This window comes from Rhodoferax sp. TH121, from assembly GCF_002251855.1.
Taxonomy (GTDB): domain Bacteria; phylum Pseudomonadota; class Gammaproteobacteria; order Burkholderiales; family Burkholderiaceae_C; genus Allorhodoferax.
The window spans coordinates 319,784-343,546 of sequence record NZ_NOXW01000019.1; the positions used below are offsets into that span (position 1 = coordinate 319,784).

Genomic DNA, 23,763 nt, shown 5'->3' on the forward strand with positions numbered 1-23,763 from the left:
AGACCGCTTTGGGTCGCATCCTGTCTTCCGGTTGGCATAGCTTCGTCACCCCATCTCCGTATTTCTACGGACCCCCACACGTAAGCCTACGAATACCCCGCAGCGCCTCCTTTTTCTAAAGTTCTCCCAACGGCAAACAAGTGTTCGCCGTCAATCCAAATCCCTTTAGGAGAACCGTATGAACAAGTCCCTGTCTACCCTCGCCATTGCTTCCATCGCCCTGTTGGCCGCTGCTGGCGCGCAAGCCGAAGGCGTGCGCACTGAACGCAATATGTCGCTGGAGCTGGCCAACCGCATTGCCACGGCCGCTGTAGCTTCCTGCCAAGACAAGGGCTACGCCGTGACCACCACGGTGGTGGACCGCGCGGGCACTGTGCGTGCCGTGATGCGTGCCGACAATGCTGGCCCCCACACCGTGGACGCCAGCCGCGCCAAGGCTTACACCTCGGCATCCGCCAAGAACACCACGCTGGCCATGATGGAAAACGCGCAGAAGAACCCCGCAGCGGCCACGCTGGTGTACCTGCCGGGCATGCTGCTGGTGGGTGGCGGTGTGCCGGTGAAGGTGGGCAATGAAGTGATTGGTGCCGTGGGCATTGGCGGTGCACCTGGCGGCCACCTGGACGAGCAGTGCGCGGTGGCGGCCATTGCCACCGTGGCTGACCTGCTGAAGTAAGGCATCGCCATGCGCCAGCGTCTTTCTGCCATTGCCATCGCCTGGGCTCTGCTGGGGCTGGCCCCCGCCCAAGCGCAAATTGCGCCCAGCCCGGCGCAGGCCGCACAGTACACGGGCCTGCTGGGTGCCGCACACCGCGGTGATGTGGCCAAGCTGCGCACCCTGCTGGCGGCCAAGCCCAACCTGGAAGTGCGCGATGTGCAGCAGCGCACGCCGTTGCATGTGGCCACTTTTGCGGGCCAGCGCGAAGCGATTCGCCTTCTGGCGGCGGCCGGGGCCGACCTGAATGCCATGGAGTTTCAGCAGTACGACCCGGTGACGATTGCGGCGGTGGCCAATGACGAAGAGACGCTGGCCCTGCTGCTACAGCTGGGCGCCAGTGCCAAGAACACCACGAGCCCTTACGAAGGCACGGCGCTGATAGCCGCCGCGCACCTGGGCCACGCAGGTGTGGTGCGCCAGCTCATTGCGGCCGGTGCGCCGCTGGACCATGTGAACAACCTGCACTGGACGGCGCTGATAGAGGCCGTGGTGTTGGGGGATGGTGGTGCGCGCCACACCGATGTGGTGCGCCAGCTGCTGGCAGCCGGGGCCAACCCCAAGCTGACCGACCGCAGCGGCCACACGCCACTGCAACTGGCCCAGGCCCGGGGTTACCAGGCCATGGTGCAGCTGCTGCAGGCGCGGCCTTAGGGCCTTAGTCTTGCGCCTTGGGCACCAAGGTGTAGGCCGGGTGCTGCCCCGTGAGCAGCAAAAACATGGCGAACATGGGGCCTTGCATGCAGCGCTCGTCGGTGGGGCTTTCCAGCGCCTGCCAGGTGCGGGACTGCAGGCCGCCGCGGCTGCCGGTTTGCAGCGAATAACCCATCAGCTCCGCTGCCTGGGCCTGGTTCAGCCCGGCCGCCACACGCGCGGCCTTGAGCTGCTCGCCCGTGGGAATGGGCATGGTGAGCGTGATGGGCGCTGGGAGCGGAACGGGTGTGGTGGCGGTGTCTGGCGTCATGTGCCGGACTGTAACGCGCGCAACACGTTTTCGGCCGTGGCCGGGGCGGTCAGGCGCACCAGCTTGCCGTCGCCGCGTGCCTGAGCCACCGCGTCACGCAGCGCCTCGTAGACGCTGATGGCCAGCATGAACGGCGGCTCGCCCACGGCCTTGCTGCCAAACACGTTGTCTTCGCGGTTGGGCTCGGGCCAGAGGTCCACCTTGAAGTGTTCTGGGATGTCGCCTGCAGTGGGAATCTTGTAGGTGCTGGGGGCGTGGGTACTGAGGTAACCCTTGTCGTTCCAAACCAACTGCTCAGTCGTCAGCCAGCCCATGCCTTGCACAAAGCCGCCTTCGATCTGCCCCACGTCAATGGCCGGGTTGATGCTGCGGCCCACGTCGTGCAGGATGTCTACTTTGAGCACCTTGCTCTCGCCGGTCAGCGTGTCAATCACCACCTCGGTACACGCCGCGCCATACGCAAAGTAGTAGAAGGGGCGGCCAGTCAGCGTGGTCTTGTCGTAGTGGATTTTGGGCGTGCGGTAGAAGCCATCGCTCCATAGCTGGATGCGGTTGGCGTAGGCCAGTTTCACCACCTCGTCAAAGCTGCGCGTGGCCACGGGTGAAAACACCTCGCCGCCCTTGAACTTGATGGCACCGGCGCCGCAGCCGTCCAGCCCGCACACAAACGCGGCCAGGTTGTCGCGCACATGGCGCGCGGCAAACTGGGCGGCGCGGCCGTTCAGGTCGGTGCCCGCGCTGGCGGCCGTGGCCGATGCGTTAGGCACCTTGCTGGTGTCGCTGGCGGTGCACAGCACGCGCGCAAACGGAATGCCCAGCTCGTCCGCCACGATCTGCGCCACCTTGGTGTGCAGGCCCTGGCCCATCTCGGTGCCGCCGTGGTTCACCTGCACGCTGCCGTCGGTGTACACATGCACCAGCGCGCCCGCCTGGTTGAAAAGCGTGGCGGTGAAGCTGATGCCGAACTTGACCGGTGTGATGGCAATGCCGCGCTTGAGCATGGGGCTGGTCGAATTCCATGCCGAAATGGCCTCTACGCGTCGCCGATACTGCGCGGACAGCTCCAGCTTTGATAGCAAAGGTTGGAGGATGTTGTCCTCCACCTTCATCTGGTAGTGGGTGGTGTCGCGCTTCTGATCCGTGCCTGCAATGGCCTCGTCGCTGTAGAGGTTGCGCAGGCGCACGTCCAGCGGGTCCAGCTTCAGGGCGCGGGCAATGTCTCCCATGATGGTCTCAATCAGGATGACGCCTTGCGGCCCGCCAAAGCCGCGAAAGGCGGTGTGGCTTTGTGTGTTGGTCTTGCAGCGGTAAGACGTAATGTCTACGTCCTGCAGGTAGTAGGCGTTGTCGCTGTGGAAGATGGCGCGGTCGGCCACGGGGCCGGACAGGTCGGCGCTGAAGCCGCAGTTCGCCGCCATCTGCAGTTGCAGCGCGGTGAGGCGGCCCGTGTCGTCAAAGCCCACGGTGTATTCGTAGGCAAAGGGGTGGCGCTTGCCGGTAACCATGAAGTCGTCGTCGCGGTCCATGCGCAGCTTCACGGCCTGTTTGGTCTTTACCGCTGCCACGGCGGCCCACACGGCCAGGTGGCCGGCTTGCGTCTCTTTGCCGCCAAAGCCGCCACCCATGCGCCGGCATTCCACCTTCACCGCGTGGTTGTCGATACCCAGCGCGTGGCTCACCCAGTGTTGCACTTCGCCGGGGTGCTGGGTGCTGCTGTAAATCCACCACTGGTTTTGCTCCAGCGGCATGGCGTAGGCAATCTGCCCTTCCAGGTAAAAGTGCTCCTGGCCACCCACCTCCAGCGTGCCGTGCAAGGAATACTGCGCGTTGGCAAGTGCGGTGGCGGCATCACCCCGGCGCACCGTCACCGGGGGCAGCACAAAACTCTTCGCCTCCAGCGCCTGCTGCACGGTCAGCACCGCAGGCAGGGCTTCGATGTGGAGCTTGACCTTGCGCGCGGCGTGGCGCGCTTGCATGGCGGTGTGCGCCACCACCACACCCACCACCTGGCCCACAAACTGCACCGTGTCCATGGCAAACACGGGCTCGTCGCCCGCAAAGGCGGCCAGCATGGGGTCGCCGGGAATGTCTTCGCTCAGCACCACACTCACCACGCCGGGCATGGCGAGTGCGGCGCTGGCGTCCACACCCAGCAGCTTGCCGTGCGCCACGTTCGAGAGGATGGGCGCGGCGTGCAGGGTGCCGCGTACCTCGGGCAGGTCGTCGATGTAGTGCACGGCGCCAGCCACCTGGGCGACGGCGCTCTCGTGGAACTGGTTGACCCCTGCAGCAGGGCCGCGCGGGGTGGGGGCTGCCTCCAGCACGGTGGGCGACAGGCTGGGCAGGGCGGAAGCGGTGACGGACGCGGCGCTCATGCGGCTTCTCCTTCCAGCACAAAACTTTCGAGGTTGATGGCGCTCTGGCCCTGGCTCTCCAGCCAGTAGCGCTGCAGCAGGTTGCCCAGCACCTCGGTGCGGTAGGCGCTGCTGGCGCGCATGTCAGAGATGGGCGAAAACTCGGCACGCAGCGTGGCCATGGCGGTCATCACGGTGTCGGCCGTCCAGGGCTGGCCCAGCAGCGCCGCTTGCGTTTTGACGGCGCGCACGGGTGTGGCGGCCACACCGCCCACACCAATGCTGGCGTGCGCCACCTTGCCGTTCACGATGTGCAGGTTCAGCGCTAGGCAAACAGCAGAAATATCGTCCTCAAAACGCTTGGAGATTTTGTAAACACGCGAGCGCTCGGCGGCCACCGCCTTGGGCACCTTGATCCAGGCCAGCACTTCGTCCGGGGCCATCACATTTTTGCGGTAGCCGGTGTAAAGGTCTTCCAGGCGCAGCTCGCGGTGAACCACTTTGCCCTTGCGCAGCGCCATCAGCACCACGTTGGCACCCAGCGCAATCAAGAGCGGCATGGAGTCGCCAATGGGCGAGCCATTGGCCACGTTGCCGCCCAGCGTGCCGGCGTTGCGCACCGGCAGGCCGGCAAAACGGCTGGCAAAGGCGCCCAGCTGCGGCCGGTCGGCCACCAGGGCGGCAAAGGCATCGGTCAGCGTGACAGCGGCACCGATGGCGATGTGGTGCGGGTACTGCTCCACGCGCTTCAGCTCGGCCACCTGGGTCACGTCCAGCACCTGGGGAAAGTCCATGTGCATCTTGTTGACCCACAGGCCCACGTCGGTGCAGCCGGCCACGATTTGCGCCTGGGGGTACTGGGCGCGGGCGGCCAGCAGAGCGGGCAGTGTGGTGGGCGATTTATAAGCCAAATTGGCCTCTAGACCTCGTGGTTTCTGCGCGAGCAGCTTCAGTTTTGATAGCGTTTTGGCCTCGTCCACCGGCACGGCGGGCAGGCCCAGCATGGCCTGCGCGGCGTCCAAGATGGGCCGGTAGCCGGTGCAGCGGCACAGGTTGCCGCTCAGGGCGTGCTGGGCGTCGGCGCGGGTGATGGGCTGGCCCGCGTGGGCGTGCTGCTGGTACAGGCCAAACAGGCTCATCACAAAGCCCGGCGTGCAAAAGCCGCACTGGCTGCCGTGGCACTGCACCATGGCTTCTTGCGCGGGATGCAGGCAGCCGTCGTCGGCGGCAATGTCTTCCACGGTCCACAGCGCCTTGCCGTCCAGGCTGTGCGCCATCTTGATGCAGCTGTTCACCGCCTTGGTCTGCAGCTGGCCGTTGACCTCTTCGCCCACCACCACGGTGCAGGCGCCGCAGTCGCCTTCGTTGCAGCCTTCCTTGGTGCCGGTGCAGTGCAGGTCCTCGCGCAGCACCTCCAGCAGGGTGCGGGTGGGAGGCACATCGGGCAGGGTGACGATCTCGCCGCGGCGTACGAATCTCAAAACTTGGGTTGTCATGGAATGGGTTCCTCGTGCGGGAGGGTAATTCGGGAGGGGCAGGGCTCCCATACGCATTAGCATATGGCACCAATTTACACGCCTGTATGAGAGACCAATCCCTTTTCGACAAGATAGACCTTCATCTGATCAGGGTCCTTCATACCGTGTTAACTGAGCGCAGCGTTTCCAAAGCCGCCATCCGACTGGGCATGCACCAGCCGGCGGTAAGCGCATCGCTCAAACGCCTTCGCGACTTTGCCGGGGACCCACTTTTGGTGCGCTCCGGCTCTGGCATGGTGCCTACCGAAACGGCGCTGCGCATGCTCGAGCCCAGTGCCAGCATATTGCGTGCCGCCGAGATGTTGTTCTCGGATGCGCGCGGTTTTGAGCCCGCCACCGCGCGCAATACCTTCCGCCTGGCTGCCAGCGACTACCTGGACCCGCTGTTCCTGCCCCGGCTGGTGGCGCAGATCAAGACCCAGGCCCCCGCGGCCGAAATTGAAATCCACCCCCTGTCGGGCGCCAGCGACTACCGCACCCTGCTGGCCCAGGGTGATATTGATGTGGTGATTGGCAATTGGCCGCAGCCGCCCGATGACCTGCACCTGGGCCGCCTGTTTGGCGACGAGGTGGTGTGCCTGGTGTCCAAAAAACACCCGGCTGTGCGCCGCGGCTGGGACCAGGCCTCGTGGCTGGAGGCCGAGCATATCGCGCCCGGTGCCACTCACCCCGGCGCCAAGGGCGTGATCGACGAGCACTTGGGCAGCCTGGGCTTGCAGCGCCATATCGTGGCGCGCTGCCCGCATTTCGGGCTGATTCCGGGCATGGTGGCATCAACCTTGCTGGTGCTCACCACCGGCAGGCAGTACTGCGAGCGGTTTGTGGACACACTGCCGGTCAAAATACTGCCCTGCCCCGTGGAGTTCCCCCGCATGATGTATTACCAGCTCTGGCACGCCCGCACCCATACCAGCGCCTCCAACAAGTGGCTGCGCGAGCGCATCAAGTCGGTCGCGGCCGAACTCCGAAAAGAATAAGAGACACAGCACCCATGGCCCCACCTGTACCAGACTCCCCGCCTTCCGCCGTTGCGCGCCTGCAGCTCACCGGCATCACCAAAGCCTACCCCGGCGTGATTGCCAACAGCGAGGTGTCGCTCACCGTCATGCCCGGCCAGACCCACGCGGTGCTGGGCGAAAACGGCGCTGGCAAGTCCACGCTGATGAAGATCATTTACGGCTCCATCAAGCCTGATGCTGGTCAGGTGCTGTTCAACGGCAAGCCGGTCAATATCCGCAACCCCAAAGAGGCGCGCGCGCTGGGCATCAGCATGGTGTTCCAGCACTTCAACCTGTTTGACACCATCACCGTGGCGGAGAACGTGTGGCTGGGCCTGGACAAGGCGCAAAGTCTGGAGCAAGTGACGGCCAGCATCACCGCCAAGGCGGCCGAATACGGGCTGGACATCGACCCCAGCCGCCCGGTGCACACGCTCAGCGTGGGAGAGATGCAGCGCGTCGAAATCATCCGCGCGCTGCTGACCAATCCGCAGCTGTTGATCCTGGACGAGCCCACCTCGGTGCTGACACCGCAGGCAGTAGAGAAGCTGTTTGTGGTGCTGAAAAAGCTGGCCTCGCAGGGCTGCAGCATTCTCTACATCAGCCACAAGTTGCATGAGATTCGCGAGCTGTGCAATGCCTGCACCGTGCTGCGCGGCGGCAAGGTCACCGGCGTGTGCAACCCGGCCGAAGAATCCAACGCATCCCTCTCGCGCCTGATGATTGGTGCAGAGCCGCCGCAGCTGGAGCACCGCCCGCAGCAAGCAGGCTCGCCAGTGCTGACGGTGAGCCAGCTGAGCCTGGCCCGCGAGGACCAGTTTGGGGTGGACCTGGATGGCATCTCGCTCACCGTGCACGGTGGCGAGGTGGTGGGCATTGCCGGTGTATCGGGCAATGGCCAGAAAGAGTTGCTCTATGCGCTGTCGGGCGAAGACTGCCGCGCGCCCAAGGGCAGTGTGCGCATGGGCCAGGCCGATGTGTCTGCCATGCACCCGGGCGGGCGGCGCAAGCTGGGTTTGCATTTCGTGCCCGAGGAACGCCTGGGCCGCGGCGCTGTGCCGACGCTGAGCTTGGCCCACAACCTGCTGCTCACACGCACCGAGTCCATCACCGCGCCCAAATTTGCGGGTGGGTGGATCAAGGTGCGCCAGCTGGAGGCCCATGCGGCCCGCATCATCAGCGCCTTCAACGTGAAGGCCAATGGCCCCACGGCGGCGGCGCGTTCGCTGTCGGGTGGCAATTTGCAGAAGTTCATCGTCGGCCGCGAGATTGACGCGGCGCCCAAGCTGTTTATCGTGTCCCAGCCTACCTGGGGCGTGGACGTGGGGGCGGCTGCGCAAATCCGTGGTGCCATCCTGGCATTGCGCGACGCGGGTTGTGCCGTGCTGGTGGTCAGCGAAGAGCTGGACGAATTGTTCGAGGTGAGCGACCGCCTGCACGTGATTGCGCGTGGCAAGTTGTCGCCCTCGGTGCCGGTGGGCGAGGCCACGGTGGAAAAGATTGGAGAGTGGATGAGTGGTTTATGGGAGGGCGCAACGCCCGCCGCCCGTGCGGAGGTGGCCCATGGCTAAGTCGGGTTTGAAACTGGAGGCCCGGCCTCAGCCCTCCAAAGCCTGGAGTTATGGCTCGCCCTTGTTGGCCTTGGTGGTCACCGTCATCATCGGCGTGATTTTGTTTGCCGCGCTGGGCAAAGACCCGGTCAAGGGCTTGGGGGTGTTCTTCTGGGAACCCATCAAGAGTGGCTACGCGCTGGGCGAGCTGGTGGTCAAGGCCACGCCGCTGTTGCTCATTGCGTTGGGCTTGGCCGTGTGCTTCCGCTCCAATGTCTGGAACATTGGCGCTGAGGGCCAGTACATCATCGGCGCAGTGGCCGCCAGCGGTGTGGCGCTGTTGGCCGAGAAAACGACCGGCGGCTGGATGGTAGTGCCTGTCATCGTGGCGGGCATTGCCGGGGGCATGGTGTGGTCCGGGCTCACGGCTTTTCTGCGCGACAAGTTCAACGCCAATGAAATTCTGGTCAGCCTGATGCTGGTCTACGTGGCGGTGCAGGTGCTGGGTTACCTGGTCTATGGCCCCTGGAAAGACCCGCTGGGCTACAACTTCCCGCAGACCAAGACCTTTGAAGCCGCAACCCGCATTCCACGCCTGTTCCAGGGCTCGCGGGTCAGCATCGGTGTGATTTTTGCGCTGGTGGGCGTGGCGGGTATCTGGGTGTTCCTGTTCCGCACCCGAGCCGGGTTTGCCCAGCAGGTGGGGGGCTTGGCGCCTGCCGCGTCGCGCTATGCCGGTTTTTCGTCACGCCGCGCTTTGTGGACGGCGCTGCTGGTGTCCGGCGGCATGGCGGGCTTGGCTGGCGCGCTGGAGGTAGCCGGCCCCATTGGCCAGCTCACGCCCTATGTGCCTGCGGGCTATGGCTTTGCGGCCATCATCGTGGCCTATGTGGGGCGCCTGCACCCGGTGGGTATGGTGTTCTCGGCCTTGCTGATGAGCATGTTCTACATCGGTGGCGAGCTCGCGCAATCACGCCTGGGTCTGCCCAAGTCGCTCACGGGCGTGTTCCAGGGCCTGCTGCTGTTCAGCCTGCTGGCCTGCGACACCTTGGTGAACTACCGCCTCAAGTGGGTCCAATCCGCCGCTGCTGGAGGTAAAAAATAATGGATTCCTACGCTCTGCTCATTGCAGCCACCCTGAACGCGGGCACCGTGCTGGCGATTGCCTCGCTGGGTCTCCTGATCAACGAAAAAGCCGGCATCGTGAACCTGGGCGCCGAGGGCATGATGTTATGCGCCGCCATTGCGGGTTTTGCCGCGGTGGTGCACACCGGCAGCGACATGGCCGGCTTTGCCGCCGGCATGGCCGCGGGCGCCGTGATGGCCGCCATCTTTGGCGTGCTGGTGATCTGGCTGAACACCAACCAGTACGCCACCGGTCTGGCGCTCAGTTTGTTTGGTGGCGGCTTTTCGGCCTTTGCGGGTATTTCGTATGTGCAGGAAAAAATGCCCGACCGACCCAGCTTTGCCATTCCCGGGCTGGCCGACATTCCTTTTGTGGGGCCCGCCCTGTTCCGCCACCATCCCATGGTCTACCTGACCGTGTTGTTTGCGCTGGCGCTGATCTGGTTCCTGTACCGCACCCGCGCTGGGTTGATCCTGCGCAGCGTGGGCGAAAGCCCCGAGTCAGCCCACGCCCTGGGCTACCCGGTGCGCGGCATCCGCTTGGCCGCCGTGGTGGTGGGCGGGGCGCTGTGCGGGCTGGCGGGTGCTTATATTTCCGTCATCTACACGCCCTTGTGGGTAGAGGGCATGGTGGCTGGCAAGGGCTGGATCGCGCTGGCGCTGACGACTTTTGCCACTTGGCGCCCGGCGCGGGTCTTGCTTGGGGCTTACCTGTTCGGTGGCGTGACCATGTTGCAGTTCCACCTGCAGGGTATTGGGGTAGAGGTGCCCAGCCAATTCTTGACCATGCTGCCCTATGTGGCGACCATCGTGGTGTTGGCGCTGATCTCTCGCAATCCCCGCTGGATTCGGATTAATATGCCGGCTTCCATTGGCAAGCCGTTCTATCCGGGTTCCTGATCCTGGTTTCCGTTCGTTTTTTCGTGTTTTTTAAAAGGAAGTGACATGACAGATTTGCAAAAACGTTCACTGCTCAAAATCGCGGCCCTGACTGCGGTGGCGAGCGCAGCCCTGGTGGGTTGCGGCAAGAAGGAAGAGCCGGCTCCTGCGCCCGCTCCTGCGCCCGCAGCTTCTGCCCCTGCACCCAAGCCAGAGCCCCTGAAAATCGCGTTCGCCTACGTTGGCCCTGTGGGCGACGGCGGCTGGACCTTTGCCCACGACAACGGTCGCAAGGCGCTGGAAAAGGAATTCGGCGACAAGATCGTCACCTCCTTCGTGGAAAACGTGCCTGAATCGGCTGATGCTGAGCGCGTGATCCGTGAAATGGCCAGCAGCGGCAACAAGCTGGTGTTCGGTACTACCTTCGGTTACATGGAGCCCATGCTCAAGTTGGCGCCCGAATTCAAGGACGTGAAGTTCGAGCATGCCACCGGCTACAAACAAGCCGACAACATGCGCACTTACGACAGCCGCACGTACGAAGGTGCGTACATGGCGGGTGTGATCGCTGGCAAGATGACAAAGACCAACACGCTGGGCGTGGTGGCTTCCATCCCAATTCCTGAAGTGATCCGCAACATCAACAGCTTCACCCTGGGCGCCCAAAGCAGCAACCCCAAGGTCAAGACCAAAGTGGTGTGGGTGAACGGCTGGTTCGATCCTCCCAAGGAAACCGAAGCCGCAACGTCCCTGATCAACGGTGGCGCTGACGTGCTGTTCCAAAACACCGACTCTCCTGCCGTCTTGAAGACTGCCGAAGCCAAGGGCAAGCGCGCCTTCGGTTGGGATTCCGACATGACCGCCTACGGCCCCAAGGCCCACCTGGCGTCTGCCATCATCAACTGGGGTCCTTACTACATCAAGGCCACCAAGGACGCACTGGAAGGCACTTGGACTGGCAATAGCGGTGTGTGGTGGGGTGTGAAGGAAGGCGCGATTGACATCGTGTCCGTGGCCGAAGACGTGCCTGCAGAAACCAAAGCCAAGGTCGAAGAAGTGAAGAAGGGCCTGGCTGAAGGTACCTTCGCGATCTGGAAGGGTCCTCTGAAAGACAACACTGGCAAGGAAGTGCTGAAAGACGGCGAAACTGCCGACGACAAGTTCCTGTCGGGCGTGAACTTCTACGTCAAGGGCGTGGAAGGCAAGGTTCCCGGCGCCAAGTAATTGGCGGTGGACTGAACGAAGGGCCGCCTACGAGCGGCCCTTTTTTGTTGGCAGGCAAGGATTGAGGCATGGATACCGTGAGCAAAGAAGCCACTCTGTGGCACCCCGTGGCATTGAGCACCGATGTGGGACAGGCGCCACTGGGCGTGCTTCTGCTGGGCCAAGCCGTAGTGCTGTGGCGCAATAGCGCGCACCAGATCCACGCTTGGGCTGACCAGTGCCCGCACCGCGGTGCCCAGTTGTCACTGGGGCGGGTGTGTGGGGACCGGCTGGAATGCCCGTATCACGGCTGGCAGTTCGACGGGCGCGGACAGTGTGTGCATGTGCCAGCCTTGCCGCAGTTTGTGCCGCCGGCCACGCATGCGGCGCGGCGCTTCTCTGCCTGTGAGCGTTATGGCTTGGTCTGGATCTGCTTGCAGGCGGAAGCAGACGCCGCTCTGATCCCTGTGTTCGCGGCAGATGCCGATGCGCAGCTGCGTACGGTCAACTGCGGACCCTACGACGTGGCGACGAGTGCGCCACGCATCATCGAGAATTTTTTGGACATGGCCCATTTTGGTTTTGTCCACGACGGATGGCTGGGCATGCGTGAAGCCACCGCCATTGACGACTACACCGTGGAGGATACGCCCACCGGTTTGCGCGCCACCCAGTGCAAGGCCTGGCAACCGCAGAGCAATGTGCACTCCACCGCGCCCGCGCAGGTGGAGTACACCTACGAGGTGCTGGCGCCCTACACCGCGGTGCTCACCAAGGTGCCGGATGCCGCCAGCGTGGCGCTGCAAGGCTTTCGTGAATCGATTGGATTGTTTATCTGCCCCATCACCCCCGAGAGCAGCCGTGTCTGGTTTCGCCTGGCCATGGCGGACTTTGAGTCGCCCGACAACAAACTTCAAGATTTCCAGCACACTATCTTTATGCAGGACAAGCCGGTGTTGGAGTCCCAACGGCCGCAGCGCTTGCCACTGGATGTGCGCGCCGAAGTGCACACGGCAGCGGACAAGGCATCGTCCGCCTACCGCCGTTTTTTGAAACAAGAGAACATTACTTTTGGAGTCTGCTGATGGCTACCTATCCGACTGTCAAATCCGTTGCCGCTGACCGCATGCCTGCGCTCTTACGCGCCATGCCCAAGGCTGAGCTGCACATGCACATCGAAGGCTCGCTGGAGCCCGAGCTGATGTTTGCACTGGCCAAGCGCAACAACGTGCCCCTGCGTTTCCCCAGCGAACAGGCGTTGCGCGACGCCTATGTGTTCAACAACTTGCAAGAGTTTCTGGACATCTACCACGAGGGCACCATGGTGCTGAAGTCCGAGCAGGACTTCTATGACATGACCTGCGCCTACTTGGCGCGTGCGCAGGCCGACAACGTGCTGCACACCGAAATCTTTTTCGACACGCAAACGCACACCGGCCATGGCCTGAGTGCTGATGTCGTCATCAATGGCCTGTACCGGGCCTGTGCGGATGCGCCCGCCAAATTCGGCATTACGGCCTCGTTGATCTTGTGCTTCCTGCGCCACCTGAGCGAGGAAGAAGCCTTTGAATGCCTGGAACAGGCGCTGCCGTTGCGCGACAAGATCGTGGGCATTGGTTTGGCGTCCAGCGAAGTGGGGCATCCGCCTGAGAAATTTGCCAAGGTCTATGCGCGCGCCAAACAACTGGGCTTTCGCCTGGTGGCCCACGCCGGCGAAGAGGCACCCCCCGCCTACATCTGGAGCGCACTGGATGTGCTCAAGGTGGAGCGCATCGACCACGGTGTGCAAGCCATCCACGACGCAGCGCTGATGCAGCGCCTTGCCAAAGACAAGATGCCGCTCACCGTGTGTCCGCTGTCCAACTTGAAGTTGCGCGTATTCCCCACGCTAAAACAACACAACATCGGCACTATGCTGGACGCTGGCATCATGGCCACAGTCAATTCCGATGACCCGGCCTACTTTGGTGGCTACATCAACGAGAACTTCACCCAGACTTTTGCGGCCTTGGGCCTGACCGCACAACACGCCTACACGCTCGCACGCAACAGCTTTGAGGCCAGTTTCATCGACGCGTCCGTACGGGCCCGCTATGTAGACCGGCTTGACGCCACGTTTGCCAACTTCACCTGATTGGCGCGACCCGCAAAGTAGCCGGCATACAGCAGCACAAAGAGGCTGTCCACGGCTACCGCTATGCCGGCCTGGTGTTGCAACAGGGCGCCGCCCTGCGTCAGCACCAGGCTGACAAAAGCCAGCTTGCTGGTGCCAGCCACCGCCAGCACCAGCGGGCGCTGCGCAGGGTGGTAAGCGCCATAGAGCAGCATGCCGCCAACCAGGGTGATCAATACCGCCCAGCTGCGCACCACCACCTCCGCCACTGGGCCTTGCAAACTGCTCCCGAACTGGCTGCTTAACGCGGCCTGGGGCGCGATGGCTGCATACAGCATGGTGCAGGTGAGGACACCCGAGAGCAGCATGATTCCTTTGATATGGCGTGTGGTCCAGAGCATGACAATGTGCGAAGTGCAAAAGCCTGAACTCTATTGCTGCCAATTTATCGCGTAAAGAAGCACAATGGCATTACATTCATTCCATATGCGAAAGAATGTGAAAACCCCGAGCTTGCCGGCTTTGCAGGCGTTTCGCCGTGTCGTGGAGTTGCGGTCATTCCAGGCAGCGGCTGATGCGCTGGGAGTGAGTGGTGGCACTGTGAGCAAACTGGTGGCGCAGCTCGAGCGGGACGTGGGCGTGCGTCTGCTCCAACGCACGACCCGCACGCTGGGCGTTACTGAAGAGGGTATGGGCCTGTATGCCACTGCAGTGCGTATGGACGAAGAACTGGCCGCAGGGCTGGACGAGGCGCGCCAACGCGCCGGCAGTGTGTCTGGCCTTCTCCGGGTGGCGGTGCCCACGTCGTTTGCTCTGATGTGGATGTCTCGGCGCATGCCAGTATTCATGGCGACTTATCCCCACATCATCTTGGACTTGTCCTTGAACGACAGCTTTGTGGATCTGGTTGCGCAGGGTTTTGACTGCGCTATCCGCATCGCCGGGCGCTTGCCAGACTCCGGTTTGGTGGCCCGGCCATTGGGTCACACGGCCCAATTGCTTGTGGCTGCACCGGCTTATCTGGACATGGCACCACCGCTTCACTCGCCACAGGATCTGGCAGACCATGCCTGCATGGTCTACACCCAGACGAGCCAGCCGCTGGAGTGGCCTGCCGCGTCACCTGGCCAAGCGCCAGTGGTGGTGAGTGCGCACTACCGGGTGAACAACAGTGTGATGCTGCGCGACGCCCTGTTGGCGGGGCAGGGGCTGGCACTCACGCCGCACTTTGTAGTGGCGGATTTGCTGGCCAGTGGGCAATTGCAGGAAGTGTTGTCCGCGCATCGCTTGCCCGGACTGACGGTGTACGGGGTGGTGCCACAGTCGCGCTATCTGCCGCGCAAGGTGCGGGCTTTTCTGGACTTCATGGCTGACGAAATGGCTTTGGCGGCTTGAGTGTGGATGCTTATGCGGTTGCCGTGGAGGTGCCGTGTGCGTCCAGCATCTGCTGGCCGACGGCCCGAAAAGCCGGGTGGGGCGAGTGCTGCAGTTGCTCGCCGGCCAGGCGTTTGAAGCCCGGAGTGGCGGTCAAAGGTACCTTGTGCAGCCACTCCAGCGCTTCGTCCATCCGGCCGCGTGCGGCGAGCATGCTGGCATAGTTGTACTGGCCACGAAAGTCGCCGCCCCGTGCGCCGCCTTCGAACCAGCTAAACGCCGCGGCAGCGTCTTGTGCAACCACACGGCCATCTTCGTAAAAGAAGCCGATTTTGGTCATGGACTTGGCGTGGCCTAGGGCGGCTGCCTTGCGGTACCACTGCAGCGCTTCGGCCGCGTCTTGTGGCACACCTTGGCCCGTTGCCAGCAGGTTGGCGTAGTTGTACATGCCGGCGTCCAGGCCTTTGGCTGCAGCCTGTCGGTACCAGTGGGCAGCCGCCGCGCAGTCCTCACTGGCGCCCCAGCCGTTCTCAAAACAGCGGCCGGCCATATTGATGCCCATGGGGTGGCCCTGGGCTGCGGCCTTCAAAAACCAGGCCAATGCGCCCACCGGATCCCGGTCCAGCCCATGGCCGTTCAGCAGCCATTGGCCCAAGATGGTCTGTGCATCGGCGTGGCCCAGTCGAGCACAGTGCAGCATCCATTGCGCCGAAGCCTCGGGCTCGCCGGCTATCACAGTCTGCCAGTCTGTGGATGTCCAGCTCGCCAGTTCATGGGCAGATTCGGGGAAAGAACGCATGGGATGGGGCCTATCGAAATTGCTCAATTGAACAAGAATTGTTCTCAATTATGCCGTGTAGCGTAAACTACTGCCCCGGCGCTGCTGCCCTGAAGCGCTGGTTTCTATGTCTCAGGGCCATGTAGAGGACTACCATGTATAAAAACCTCGCTGCCACGCTCGTGGCCGCTTGTTGTTTTCTGTTGGCGCCATCGGCGGCCATTTCCCAAACCACACCCCCTGCCAAGGACCAGCCGCTCAAGGTCGGCTTTGTCTATGTGACGCCGCTGGGCGAGGCGGGCTGGGTGCGCCAGCACGAAGAAGGGCGCCAGGCCGTGGTCGCCGCGCTGGGCGCCAAGGTGCAGACCACGTATGTGGAAAACGTGGCCGAAGGCCCGGATTCCGAGCGCGTGATCCGCGACCTGGCGCGCCAGGGCTACCGACTCATCTTCACCCCCAGCTTTGGTTACATGGAGCCCACGCTCAAGGTGGCGCAGGAGTTCCCGGACGTGAAGTTCGAGTCCATCACCGGCTACAAGACCTCACCCAACGTGGCCACCGCCAATGCACGCTACTACGAAGGCCGCTACCTCGCTGGCGTGGCTGCGGGCCGCATGACCAAGAGCAACCTGGCTGGCTACGTGGCAGGCTTTCCCATCCCCGAGGTGCTGCAGGGCATCAACGCCTTTACCTTGGGCATGCGCTCGGTCAACCCGCAGGCGCAGGTCAAGGTGGTGTGGCTGGGCGAGTGGTTCAACCCACCGCGCGAGCGCGATGCCGCCATGACGCTGTTCAACCAGGGTGTGGACGCGATGGCATTCCACACTGGCTCCACCGCCGTGATGGCCGCTGCCCAAGAGCGCGGCAAGCTGGCCGTGGCTTACCACTCCGACATGCGCAAGGTCGCGCCCGACGCGCAGCTGATCGCCGTCACCCACCAGTGGGGCGCTTATTACACAGCCCGTACCCAAGCGGTGCTGGATGGCTCTTGGAAGAGTGGCAACGTGTGGGGCGGTGTGAAGGAAGGCATGATCCGCGTGGGCGACTTTGGCACCAAGGTGCCCAAGACTGTGCAGGCCGAAGTGCTGCAGCGTCAGAAAGACATTGCTGCCGGCAAGCTGCATCCTTTTGCCGCCAGTACGGACGTGCTGGACAACGAAGGCAAGCTGGTGATTGCCAAGGGCAAGACGCTGAGCGATGCCGACATCCTGGGTATGAACTGGCTGGTGGCCGGCGTGCAGGGCAAGCTCAGCCACTAGGGGCCCGCGATGACCTACCAAGTCAAGGAAATCTTCTACACCCTGCAGGGCGAGGGCTCCAATGCGGGACGCCCCGCCGTGTTCTGCCGGTTTGCAGGTTGCAACCTCTGGACCGGCCGCGAGCAGGACCGCGCCACCGCTGTCTGCCACTTTTGCGACACCGACTTTGTGGGCACTGACGGCACGCTGGGCGGCAAGTTCAAAACGGCTGCAGAACTGGCCGAGCGCATTGCCGCGCAGTGGCCCGACACCGATGCGGCGAACCGCTTTGTGGTGATGACCGGCGGTGAGCCGCTGCTGCAGGTGGATTCGGAGCTGATTGATGCCCTGCATGCCCAGGGCTTCCAGATCGCCGTGGAAACCAATGGCACGGTCAAAGCACCTGAGGGCATCGACTGGATCTGCGTGAGCCCCAAGGCGGGCTCCACCTGGGTGCAGCGCAGCGGGCACGAACTGAAGCTGGTGTGGCCCCAGCCGGGCATCACTCTGGCCGAGTGCGAGTCGGCGGATTTTGAACACCGCTACCTGCAACCCATGGACAACATCCTGCGTGCCGACAACACCCGTGTCTGCATCGCCCAGTGCCTAGAGCGCCCGCAGTGGCGCCTGTCCCTGCAAACCCACAAGATCACTGGCATCCGATGACCCAAGCACCCGCCATTCCTATTCCTCGCCGCTGTGAGGTGAGTCAGAAGTTTTTCTTCGATGCCGCCCACACCTTGAAGCGCACGCTGGACGATGCCGAAGAGGTGGCCGGCAGCCGACGCATTCACGGCCACACATACCACGCCGAAGTGACCGTGGCCGGCAATGCCGACGAAGACACCGGCATGGTGGTCGACTTGGGCCACCTGCGCAACGCGATTGCCGTGCTGCGCCCGCAGCTGGACCACCACCTGCTGGACGAAGTGGAGGGGCTGGGGCCGCCCACGCTGGAAAACCTGGCCGCCTTCATCTGGCGCGCCATGGCCAGGGAGTTCAGCGGCCTGTGGCAGGTGCGCGTGTGGCGCGAGGGAATTGGCGACAGCTGCACCCTGCGTGCCTGAACGCGGGCTCGCCCCATAAAGGCTATTGGCCTGCTGGTATGGACATTGCTGCGCTGCCCCGTATGCTTGCCCCCATGAAAGCCTACCGCGCCTCTCTGCTTTGGTTTGCCCCCGATGTACCGGGGCAGGCCCGTTTTGAAACCGATGGCCTGTTCGTCGTCGGCCCCAATGCCCAAGGCACCCAGGTGGTGCAGGCCATAGGCGCCTACAGCGCCATCGCGCCCCAGTACCCGCAGCTGACCGTAGAGCACTTCCCGGGCCGCATCATCGCCCCGGGCTTTATCGACCTGCACATCCACTTCCCGCAGACCAACGTCATCGGCTCGCCCGCACCGGGTTTGCTGCCCTGGTTGGAAAACTACACCTTTCCAGAAGAAAAGCGCTTTGCAGCCCCCGATTACAGTGCGCTAGCAGCTACGTTTTTTGTAGCGGAGCTGCTGCGCAACGGCGTCACCAGCGCGCTCACCTTTGCCACGTCGCATGTGGAATCGGTCAACGCCCTGTTTGCCGAGGCCCAGGCGCAGCAGATGCGCCTCATCACCGGCCTGTGCCTGATGGACCGCCATGCGCCCGACTACCTGGTGAACCAGGGGCAGGGCGGCGTGAGTGGCACCGAGCAAAGCCTGCGCGACACCGAGGCCCTGATCCAGCGCTGGCACGGCGTGGACCGCTTGGGCTACGCCATCACCCCGCGCTTTGCTCCCACCAGCACCGAGGCACAGCTGCGCGGCGCGGGTGAGTTGGCCAAGCAATATGGTGATGTCTGGATCCAGAGCCATGTGGCGGAGAACAAGGACGAAATTACCTGGGCGCGCGAGCTGTTCCCCGCGTCCCGCTCCTACCTGGCCACCTACGACGACTTTGGCCTGATGCGCGACCGCGCCATCTACGCCCATTGCATCCACTTCGACGACGACGACCGCGCGCTGATGCGCGACACTGGCGCCGCCGCGGCCGTCAGCCCTACCAGCAACCTGTTTTTGGGCAGCGGCTTCTTCGACTACGAGGGCGCCAACCGTGTGGGCTACCAGTACGGCTTGGCCAGTGATGTGGGCGGCGGCACCAGCTTCAGCCCCTTCCACACCATGTTGGCCGCCTACTACGTGGGCCGCGAGGGCCAGACCAAGCCCGGCCTGTCGCTCTCGCCCCAGCACCTGTGGTGGCAGCACACTGCGGGTGCCGCGCAGGCCTTGGGGCTGGGCGGCGTGGTGGGGAACCTGCAGCCCGGCTGCGAGGCGGACTTTGTCGTCATCAACCCCCAGGCCACCCCGCTGTTGGCGCGCAAGACGGCGCTGGCGTCCAATCTGGACGAGCTGCTGTTCAGCCTGATCGTGCTGGGCGACGACCGGCTGATCGAGCGGACCGTGATTTCCCAAGCCATTTAGGGCAGGCCCTCGCAGACCCCGCTCACGCAAACAGGGTCGCCAAGCCCGTTACGTTGGCACGTCCCAGGCCGAGCTGCTGCGCGCCCTGAAACGCCGCGCGGGCCGTTTCGGCGCTGGGTAGCTTTGCGCCACTAGCCCGGGCCGTGTCCAAGAGGTAGCCCAAGTCCTTCTCCATCAGGTCAATGGTGAAAAGGGGCGCCGTGTTCCCAGCCGCCATCATCTTTGCGGCCCCGGCAATCGGGGCGGCCACGATGGGGAACTCTCCCAGCAGATGCGCTGCCTGGTCGGGTGCGTAGCCGTTGCGGGTGAGGAAACCCAGCAGCTCGGCCACGCTGTGCAGTTGTGCCGCAAATAGCGCATTGACCGCCAACTTGAACACCGCACCTTGGCCGACTGCGCCCACATGCAACACCTTTGCCGCCATGGTGGCGAGCACCGGGCGCACCTGCTCCAAGGCCAGGCTTTCTCCGCCGACCATCAGCACCAGTTGCGCGGCCTCGGCCTGGGGCCGAGAGCCTACGACCGGGGCGTCCAGCAGCTGGGCGCCGTGGGATTGCACAGATTCCGCCAGCTGCCGCACCCACGCCGGCGTGACGGTCGAGCATTCAATCGCGATCGCTTTCGGCTGCAACGCGGCCACGGCCCCCGTGTGCGCATCCAGCCAGACGCTGCGCGCGGCCACAGCGTCGGTGACCATGGAGATCACCACCGCCGCGCTCTGGACGGCGGCACGCGGGGTGGCTGCCAGCGTGGCGCCCAGTGCCAGCAGTGGCGCGGCCTTGGCAGGGTCGCGGTTCCACACGGTGACGGGGTAGCCCGCCTTCACCAGCTGGGTTGCCATGCGGGCACCCATGGCGCCCAACCCTAAAAAAGCAATGGTTTGCATGGCCTGCTTCACGCTGCCAGTGCGCGGTTACGGGGCGCCACCCATCCTAGGGCCGGGTCGGCCATGAAGGACTCTTTCGGGGTCTTGGTCAGGTGATTGGTGTAGTTGGAAATCGTCTTGGTCGCCGCAATCGTCACCACCTCCAGCACTTGGGCCTTGCTGAAGCCGGCGGCTATGAAGGCGTCCACCGTGGCGTCGCTGACGAGGCCGCGCTCGCGCACCACCGCCTCGGTGAACGCGCGCAAGGCCTGCAAGCGGGCGTCGGGGATGGGAGTGCCATTGCGCAGCGCCGCAATGGCGGCTTCCTCCATCTTCACCATGCGTGACAGATAGGTGTGGCCGGCGGTGCAGTACTCGCACTGGTGCAGCACGTTGATGGCCATGTAGGCGACCTGCTGCTCGACGGGTGTCAGGGTGGACTGGGCGGCTACCAGGCCAAACAGGGTGTCATAGGCCGTGAGCGCCAACGGGCTTTCGGCCAGATTGCCGTGCAGCTTGGGCAAGAAGCCCCAGGCCTGGGCAACCTCGACCAGCTTGGCGCGAGACGCTGCGGGGGCGTGGTCGAGGGTGTACGAGGTGAATGTGGTCATGGTGGGTCTTTCTGGTTGGTGGCAAACAACCCGTCGTTGTTGTCCTGGAATGTGACTTTATTGATGACTACTTCGTTGATAAAGATATTGCGTTGCACTATTAACGTGCAAATAATGCATGAATGAATCTAGAGAATCTGCAATTACTCATCACCGTGGCCCGGCGGGGCAGCTTTGCTGCCGTGGCCAAAGAGCGGGGGGTGGATCCATCGTCCGTGTCCCGTGCGATTGCCGATGTGGAGGGCGAATTGGGTTTGCGGATTTTTCAGCGCAGTACCCGCTCCATGATGCTGACCGAAGCGGGGGAGATCTACCTGGCGCGGCTGGAGCCTTTGTTGGAGGAGCTGGAGCACGCGCGTGAGGCGGCCGCGCAGGTCAGCAGTGCAACGCGCGGCCTGCTGCGCCTGACCGCATCGGTCACGTTCGGGCAAATGTGCATCGTGCCTCTTCTCGGCGCGTTTCGCGCCCGCTACCCGGAATTGCAAGTCGAATGCGTGTTCAGCGATGCGAACGTGGATCTGGTGGCGGAGCGCATCGATTTGGCGATACGCCTGGCGCCCGCCATCGACGGCGATGTGGTCGTCGCCAAGCTCATGGACACGCGCTACAGGGTGTATGCCAGCCCGGAGTACCTGGCCACACATGCGCCCCTGGTGCAGCCGGCAGATCTGTCTGCGCACAGGGTTTTGCTGTTCAACCTGCGGGCCTACCGCTCCCACTGGTTGTTCCGGGACCCGCGGGGCCGGGAAGAGCGTGTGGCTATTCAAGGCGATTTGACGCTGGCGCCCGCAAGTGCCTTGTTGACCGCAACCCTAGCCGGCCTGGGCCCGGCGCTGCTGCCAGACTGGTTGGTGGCCGATGCCGTCGCCAAGGGGCTGCTGGTGCCGCTTTTTCCGGGTTATGCCGCGACGGCCACCACCTTTGATACGGCTGCGTGGATTGTCTACCCCAGCCGCAGCTACCTGCCCCACAAGGTGCGGGTGATGGTGGACTTCCTGCGGGAGACGCTATCCCAAGCCATTTAAGCCTCTAGTCACCATGGGTGCTGCGCTAGCAGCTCCTGATTTGATAGCGGCGTTCCGAAGGGGTATAGGGTTCCCCCTTATAGTTCCGGCCTTCAAACCCCAAGGACCCCATGATTGCGACGGACGAGGCCAGCCCGCTGACACGGCTACAGATTGTTTTGGTGATTGTGGCGCTGGCCTGCGGTGGCTTTGCCATCGGCACCGGCGAATTCGCCATCATGGGCCTGCTGCCCGATGTAGCCAGCAGCTTTGCCGTCACCACCCCACAGGCGGGCTACGTCATCAGCGCCTACGCCTTGGGCGTGGTCGTAGGGGCGCCGATCATTGCCATTGCGGGCGCCAAATCTTCGCGCCGCACCCTGTTGCTGATCCTCATGGCCGTCTTCACCGTGGGCAATCTGGCCAGCGCGGTGGCGCCGGGGTTCGTTAGCTTCATCGTGCTGCGTTTCCTTTCTGGCTTGCCGCACGGCGCTTATTTCGGTGTGTCAGCCCTGGTGGCCGCGTCCCTGGTGCCGCTGGACCAGCGGGCCCGCACCGTGGGCTATGTGATGCTGGGTCTGACGGGGGCTACGCTGGTGGGCACTCCCATCATGGCGCTCTTTGGGCAGTACCTGAGCTGGCGTGTCATGTTCTTTGCGGTCGGCCTCATCAGCGCGTTGACGGTGACCCTGATCTGGATCTACCTGCCAAGAGACAAGCCCTCGGAAAGTGCAAGTGTGGTCAAGGAATTGGTGGCCTTTACCCATCCGCAGGTGCTGCTCACCCTCACGCTGGCGGCTACGGGTTTTGGGGGCATGTTTGCCATCTTCTCCTACATCGCCGGCACGGCCACCGAGGTGGCCAACATGTCGGTAGGCATGATCCCCCTGATCATGGTGCTGTTCGGTATCGGCATGAATGTGGGCAATGTGGTGGGCTCCAAGCTGGCCGATATCAACCTCATGGGCACCATCGGTGGCATGTTGGTGTTCAACATCGTGGTGATGACGATGTTCAGCCTGACTGCCAGCTCTGCGTGGATGCTGTGCACCTCGGTGTTCCTGATCGGGTGCACCTTTGCGGCCGGCCCGGCAGTTCAAACACGCCTGATGGACGTCGCCTCCGCCGGCCAGACCCTGGCGGCGGCTTCCATGCACTCGGCTTTCAATATCGCCAACGCCCTGGGTGCTTGGCTGGGTGGCCTGGCCATTGCCTGGGGCTACGGCTTTGCCTCCACGGGGTATGTGGGTGCTTTCCTTTCCTTCATTGGATTGTTTGTGTTCGCTGCCTCCGTCATGCTGGAGCGGCGTGACAACGCCCCCCAGGGCTCGCCTGTCCTGGCACCGGCGCGGCAGAAATGACAGCCAGGCGGGAGTGAGACGGCCGGTGCTAGACTGGCCCAAACCTCCGCTTGTGCTATGAAAAACGACTCCCTGATCCACTGGCATTCCATGTTCATGGGTGTGGCGCTGCTGGCCGCAGCCCGCTCCAAGGATGCGCGCAAGCGCAACGGGGCCTGCATCGTCAGTCCGGACAACAAGATTTCCGGTGTGGGCTACAACGGCTTGCCACGCGGTTGTGACGACAACGACGAGCACTACTGGCAGGACGACGACAGCGACCCACTGAATTCGCGCCACAGCTACATCGTGCATGCGGAGCAGAACGCCATCCTCAACTGCACTACTCTGCCACTGCATGGCTCCACCATCTACGCCACGCAATACCCGTGCCCCCGTTGTGTGCAGTCCATCATCCAGGTGGGCATCAAGCGTGTGGTCTACTTGGACAAGAAGGCGCACCAGGAACGCGTGAATAGTGCCTCTGAAAAAATGTTGGCTGATGCTGGTGTCGAGATTGCATCCTTGCATGAGCTGCACCCACCTTCCGCAGATTGGTCTGGCGAGCTCGCTCAGTTCATCGAAAGTGCCACCCAGGACAAGTCTGCGTCCTAGCCGAGGCAGGCACAGGCCTGCCAACAGCAGGGGCACCCGGACGGGAT

At 63.5% G+C, this 23,763-nt stretch carries 24 protein-coding genes; 17 read left to right on the plus strand and 7 right to left on the minus strand.

Annotated features, from left to right (window positions below):
• Positions 1–178 precede the first annotated feature (178 nt).
• Positions 179–676 carry a heme-binding protein gene (locus tag CHU94_RS05770; RefSeq protein WP_094477670.1) on the plus strand — a complete coding sequence of 166 codons (498 nt, stop codon included), beginning with the start codon at positions 179–181 and terminating at the stop codon, positions 674–676.
• Positions 677–685: 9 nt separating this feature from the next.
• Complete coding sequence (locus CHU94_RS05775; protein WP_094477672.1) at positions 686–1,369, plus strand: ankyrin repeat domain-containing protein; 684 nt, start codon at positions 686–688, stop codon at positions 1,367–1,369.
• Between the two features lie 4 nt (positions 1,370–1,373).
• Here CHU94_RS05775 and CHU94_RS05780 read toward each other — a convergent pair whose 3' ends face one another.
• Genes CHU94_RS05780 through xdhA form a run of 3 tightly spaced genes read right to left on the minus strand, consistent with a single transcriptional unit; the run spans position 1,374 to position 5,529 of the window.
• A complete protein-coding gene (locus CHU94_RS05780; RefSeq protein WP_094477674.1) occupies positions 1,374–1,679 on the minus strand; it encodes a helix-turn-helix transcriptional regulator in 306 nt (101 codons plus the stop codon).
• Positions 1,676–4,054 carry a xanthine dehydrogenase molybdopterin binding subunit gene (gene xdhB / locus CHU94_RS05785; RefSeq protein WP_094477676.1) on the minus strand — a complete coding sequence of 793 codons (2,379 nt, stop codon included), beginning with the start codon at positions 4,052–4,054 and terminating at the stop codon, positions 1,676–1,678. Before xdhB ends, CHU94_RS05780 begins: the two co-directional genes overlap by 4 nt.
• The gene (gene xdhA / locus CHU94_RS05790) at positions 4,051–5,529 is read right to left on the minus strand and encodes a xanthine dehydrogenase small subunit (RefSeq protein ID WP_094477678.1); all 1,479 of its coding nucleotides are present in this window, start codon (positions 5,527–5,529) and stop codon (positions 4,051–4,053) included. The genes xdhB and xdhA overlap by 4 nt, the downstream gene beginning before the upstream one ends.
• An 86-nt stretch (positions 5,530–5,615) precedes the next feature.
• On the opposite strand from xdhA, the gene CHU94_RS05795 reads away from it, so the two are divergent.
• From CHU94_RS05795 to CHU94_RS05825, 7 genes are all read left to right on the plus strand, one after another.
• The gene (locus tag CHU94_RS05795) at positions 5,616–6,548 is read left to right on the plus strand and encodes a LysR family transcriptional regulator (RefSeq protein WP_094477680.1); all 933 of its coding nucleotides are present in this window, start codon (positions 5,616–5,618) and stop codon (positions 6,546–6,548) included.
• 14 nt (positions 6,549–6,562) lie between these two features.
• Positions 6,563–8,140 (plus strand): ABC transporter ATP-binding protein, encoded by a 1,578-nt coding sequence (locus tag CHU94_RS05800; RefSeq protein ID WP_094477682.1) that lies wholly within the window; start codon positions 6,563–6,565, stop codon positions 8,138–8,140.
• On the plus strand, positions 8,133–9,224 hold the full coding sequence (locus tag CHU94_RS05805) for an ABC transporter permease (protein ID WP_094477684.1): 1,092 nt from the start codon (positions 8,133–8,135) through the stop codon (positions 9,222–9,224). Before CHU94_RS05800 ends, CHU94_RS05805 begins: the two co-directional genes overlap by 8 nt.
• Positions 9,224–10,144 carry an ABC transporter permease gene (locus CHU94_RS05810; protein ID WP_094477686.1) on the plus strand — a complete coding sequence of 307 codons (921 nt, stop codon included), beginning with the start codon at positions 9,224–9,226 and terminating at the stop codon, positions 10,142–10,144. The genes CHU94_RS05805 and CHU94_RS05810 overlap by 1 nt, the downstream gene beginning before the upstream one ends.
• A 45-nt stretch (positions 10,145–10,189) precedes the next feature.
• Entirely contained in the window at positions 10,190–11,347 is a 1,158-nt protein-coding gene (locus tag CHU94_RS05815; protein WP_094477688.1) for a BMP family ABC transporter substrate-binding protein, read from the plus strand.
• Positions 11,348–11,415: 68 nt separating this feature from the next.
• Positions 11,416–12,411 (plus strand): aromatic ring-hydroxylating dioxygenase subunit alpha, encoded by a 996-nt coding sequence (locus CHU94_RS05820; RefSeq protein WP_094477690.1) that lies wholly within the window; start codon positions 11,416–11,418, stop codon positions 12,409–12,411.
• On the plus strand, positions 12,411–13,460 hold the full coding sequence (locus tag CHU94_RS05825; RefSeq protein WP_094477692.1) for an adenosine deaminase: 1,050 nt from the start codon (positions 12,411–12,413) through the stop codon (positions 13,458–13,460). Before CHU94_RS05820 ends, CHU94_RS05825 begins: the two co-directional genes overlap by 1 nt.
• Here CHU94_RS05825 and CHU94_RS05830 read toward each other — a convergent pair.
• A complete protein-coding gene (locus CHU94_RS05830; protein WP_176451936.1) occupies positions 13,418–13,840 on the minus strand; it encodes a hypothetical protein in 423 nt (140 codons plus the stop codon). The genes CHU94_RS05825 and CHU94_RS05830 overlap by 43 nt on opposite strands.
• A 97-nt stretch (positions 13,841–13,937) precedes the next feature.
• On the opposite strand from CHU94_RS05830, the gene CHU94_RS05835 reads away from it, so the two are divergent.
• On the plus strand, positions 13,938–14,834 hold the full coding sequence (locus CHU94_RS05835; protein ID WP_176451937.1) for a LysR family transcriptional regulator: 897 nt from the start codon (positions 13,938–13,940) through the stop codon (positions 14,832–14,834).
• Positions 14,835–14,844: 10 nt separating this feature from the next.
• Here CHU94_RS05835 and CHU94_RS05840 read toward each other — a convergent pair whose 3' ends face one another.
• Complete coding sequence (locus CHU94_RS05840) at positions 14,845–15,612, minus strand: tetratricopeptide repeat protein (RefSeq protein ID WP_094477696.1); 768 nt, start codon at positions 15,610–15,612, stop codon at positions 14,845–14,847.
• A 134-nt stretch (positions 15,613–15,746) separates the two neighbouring features.
• Here CHU94_RS05840 and CHU94_RS05845 point away from each other — a divergent pair, with 134 nt between their 5' ends.
• From CHU94_RS05845 to guaD, 4 genes are all read left to right on the plus strand, one after another.
• Positions 15,747–16,850 (plus strand): BMP family ABC transporter substrate-binding protein, encoded by a 1,104-nt coding sequence (locus tag CHU94_RS05845; protein WP_094477698.1) that lies wholly within the window; start codon positions 15,747–15,749, stop codon positions 16,848–16,850.
• 9 nt (positions 16,851–16,859) lie between these two features.
• A complete protein-coding gene (gene queE, locus CHU94_RS05850) occupies positions 16,860–17,495 on the plus strand; it encodes a 7-carboxy-7-deazaguanine synthase (protein WP_094477700.1) in 636 nt (211 codons plus the stop codon).
• Positions 17,492–17,896: a 6-carboxytetrahydropterin synthase gene (locus CHU94_RS05855; RefSeq protein ID WP_094477702.1), complete on the plus strand. Its 405-nt coding sequence runs from the start codon at positions 17,492–17,494 to the stop codon at positions 17,894–17,896. The genes queE and CHU94_RS05855 overlap by 4 nt, the downstream gene beginning before the upstream one ends.
• Positions 17,897–17,970: 74 nt before the next feature.
• Entirely contained in the window at positions 17,971–19,281 is a 1,311-nt protein-coding gene (gene guaD, locus CHU94_RS05860) for a guanine deaminase (RefSeq protein WP_094477832.1), read from the plus strand.
• 22 nt (positions 19,282–19,303) lie between these two features.
• Here the strand turns inward: guaD and CHU94_RS05865 are convergent, their stop codons facing one another.
• Entirely contained in the window at positions 19,304–20,167 is an 864-nt protein-coding gene (locus tag CHU94_RS05865; protein WP_141211394.1) for an NAD(P)-dependent oxidoreductase, read from the minus strand.
• Positions 20,168–20,175: 8 nt separating this feature from the next.
• Positions 20,176–20,757, minus strand: coding sequence for a carboxymuconolactone decarboxylase family protein (locus CHU94_RS05870; protein ID WP_094477706.1), 582 nt, complete (start codon positions 20,755–20,757; stop codon positions 20,176–20,178).
• Between the two features lie 122 nt (positions 20,758–20,879).
• Between CHU94_RS05870 and CHU94_RS05875 the strand changes: the two genes are divergently transcribed.
• The 3 genes from CHU94_RS05875 to CHU94_RS05885 all read left to right on the plus strand — a co-directional run bounded on the left by CHU94_RS05875 (position 20,880) and on the right by CHU94_RS05885 (position 23,716).
• Positions 20,880–21,782 carry a LysR family transcriptional regulator gene (locus tag CHU94_RS05875; protein WP_094477708.1) on the plus strand — a complete coding sequence of 301 codons (903 nt, stop codon included), beginning with the start codon at positions 20,880–20,882 and terminating at the stop codon, positions 21,780–21,782.
• Between the two features lie 110 nt (positions 21,783–21,892).
• Positions 21,893–23,122 (plus strand): MFS transporter, encoded by a 1,230-nt coding sequence (locus CHU94_RS05880; protein WP_094477710.1) that lies wholly within the window; start codon positions 21,893–21,895, stop codon positions 23,120–23,122.
• 57 nt (positions 23,123–23,179) lie between these two features.
• On the plus strand, positions 23,180–23,716 hold the full coding sequence (locus CHU94_RS05885) for a dCMP deaminase family protein (protein WP_094477712.1): 537 nt from the start codon (positions 23,180–23,182) through the stop codon (positions 23,714–23,716).
• Positions 23,717–23,763: the final 47 nt, after the last annotated feature.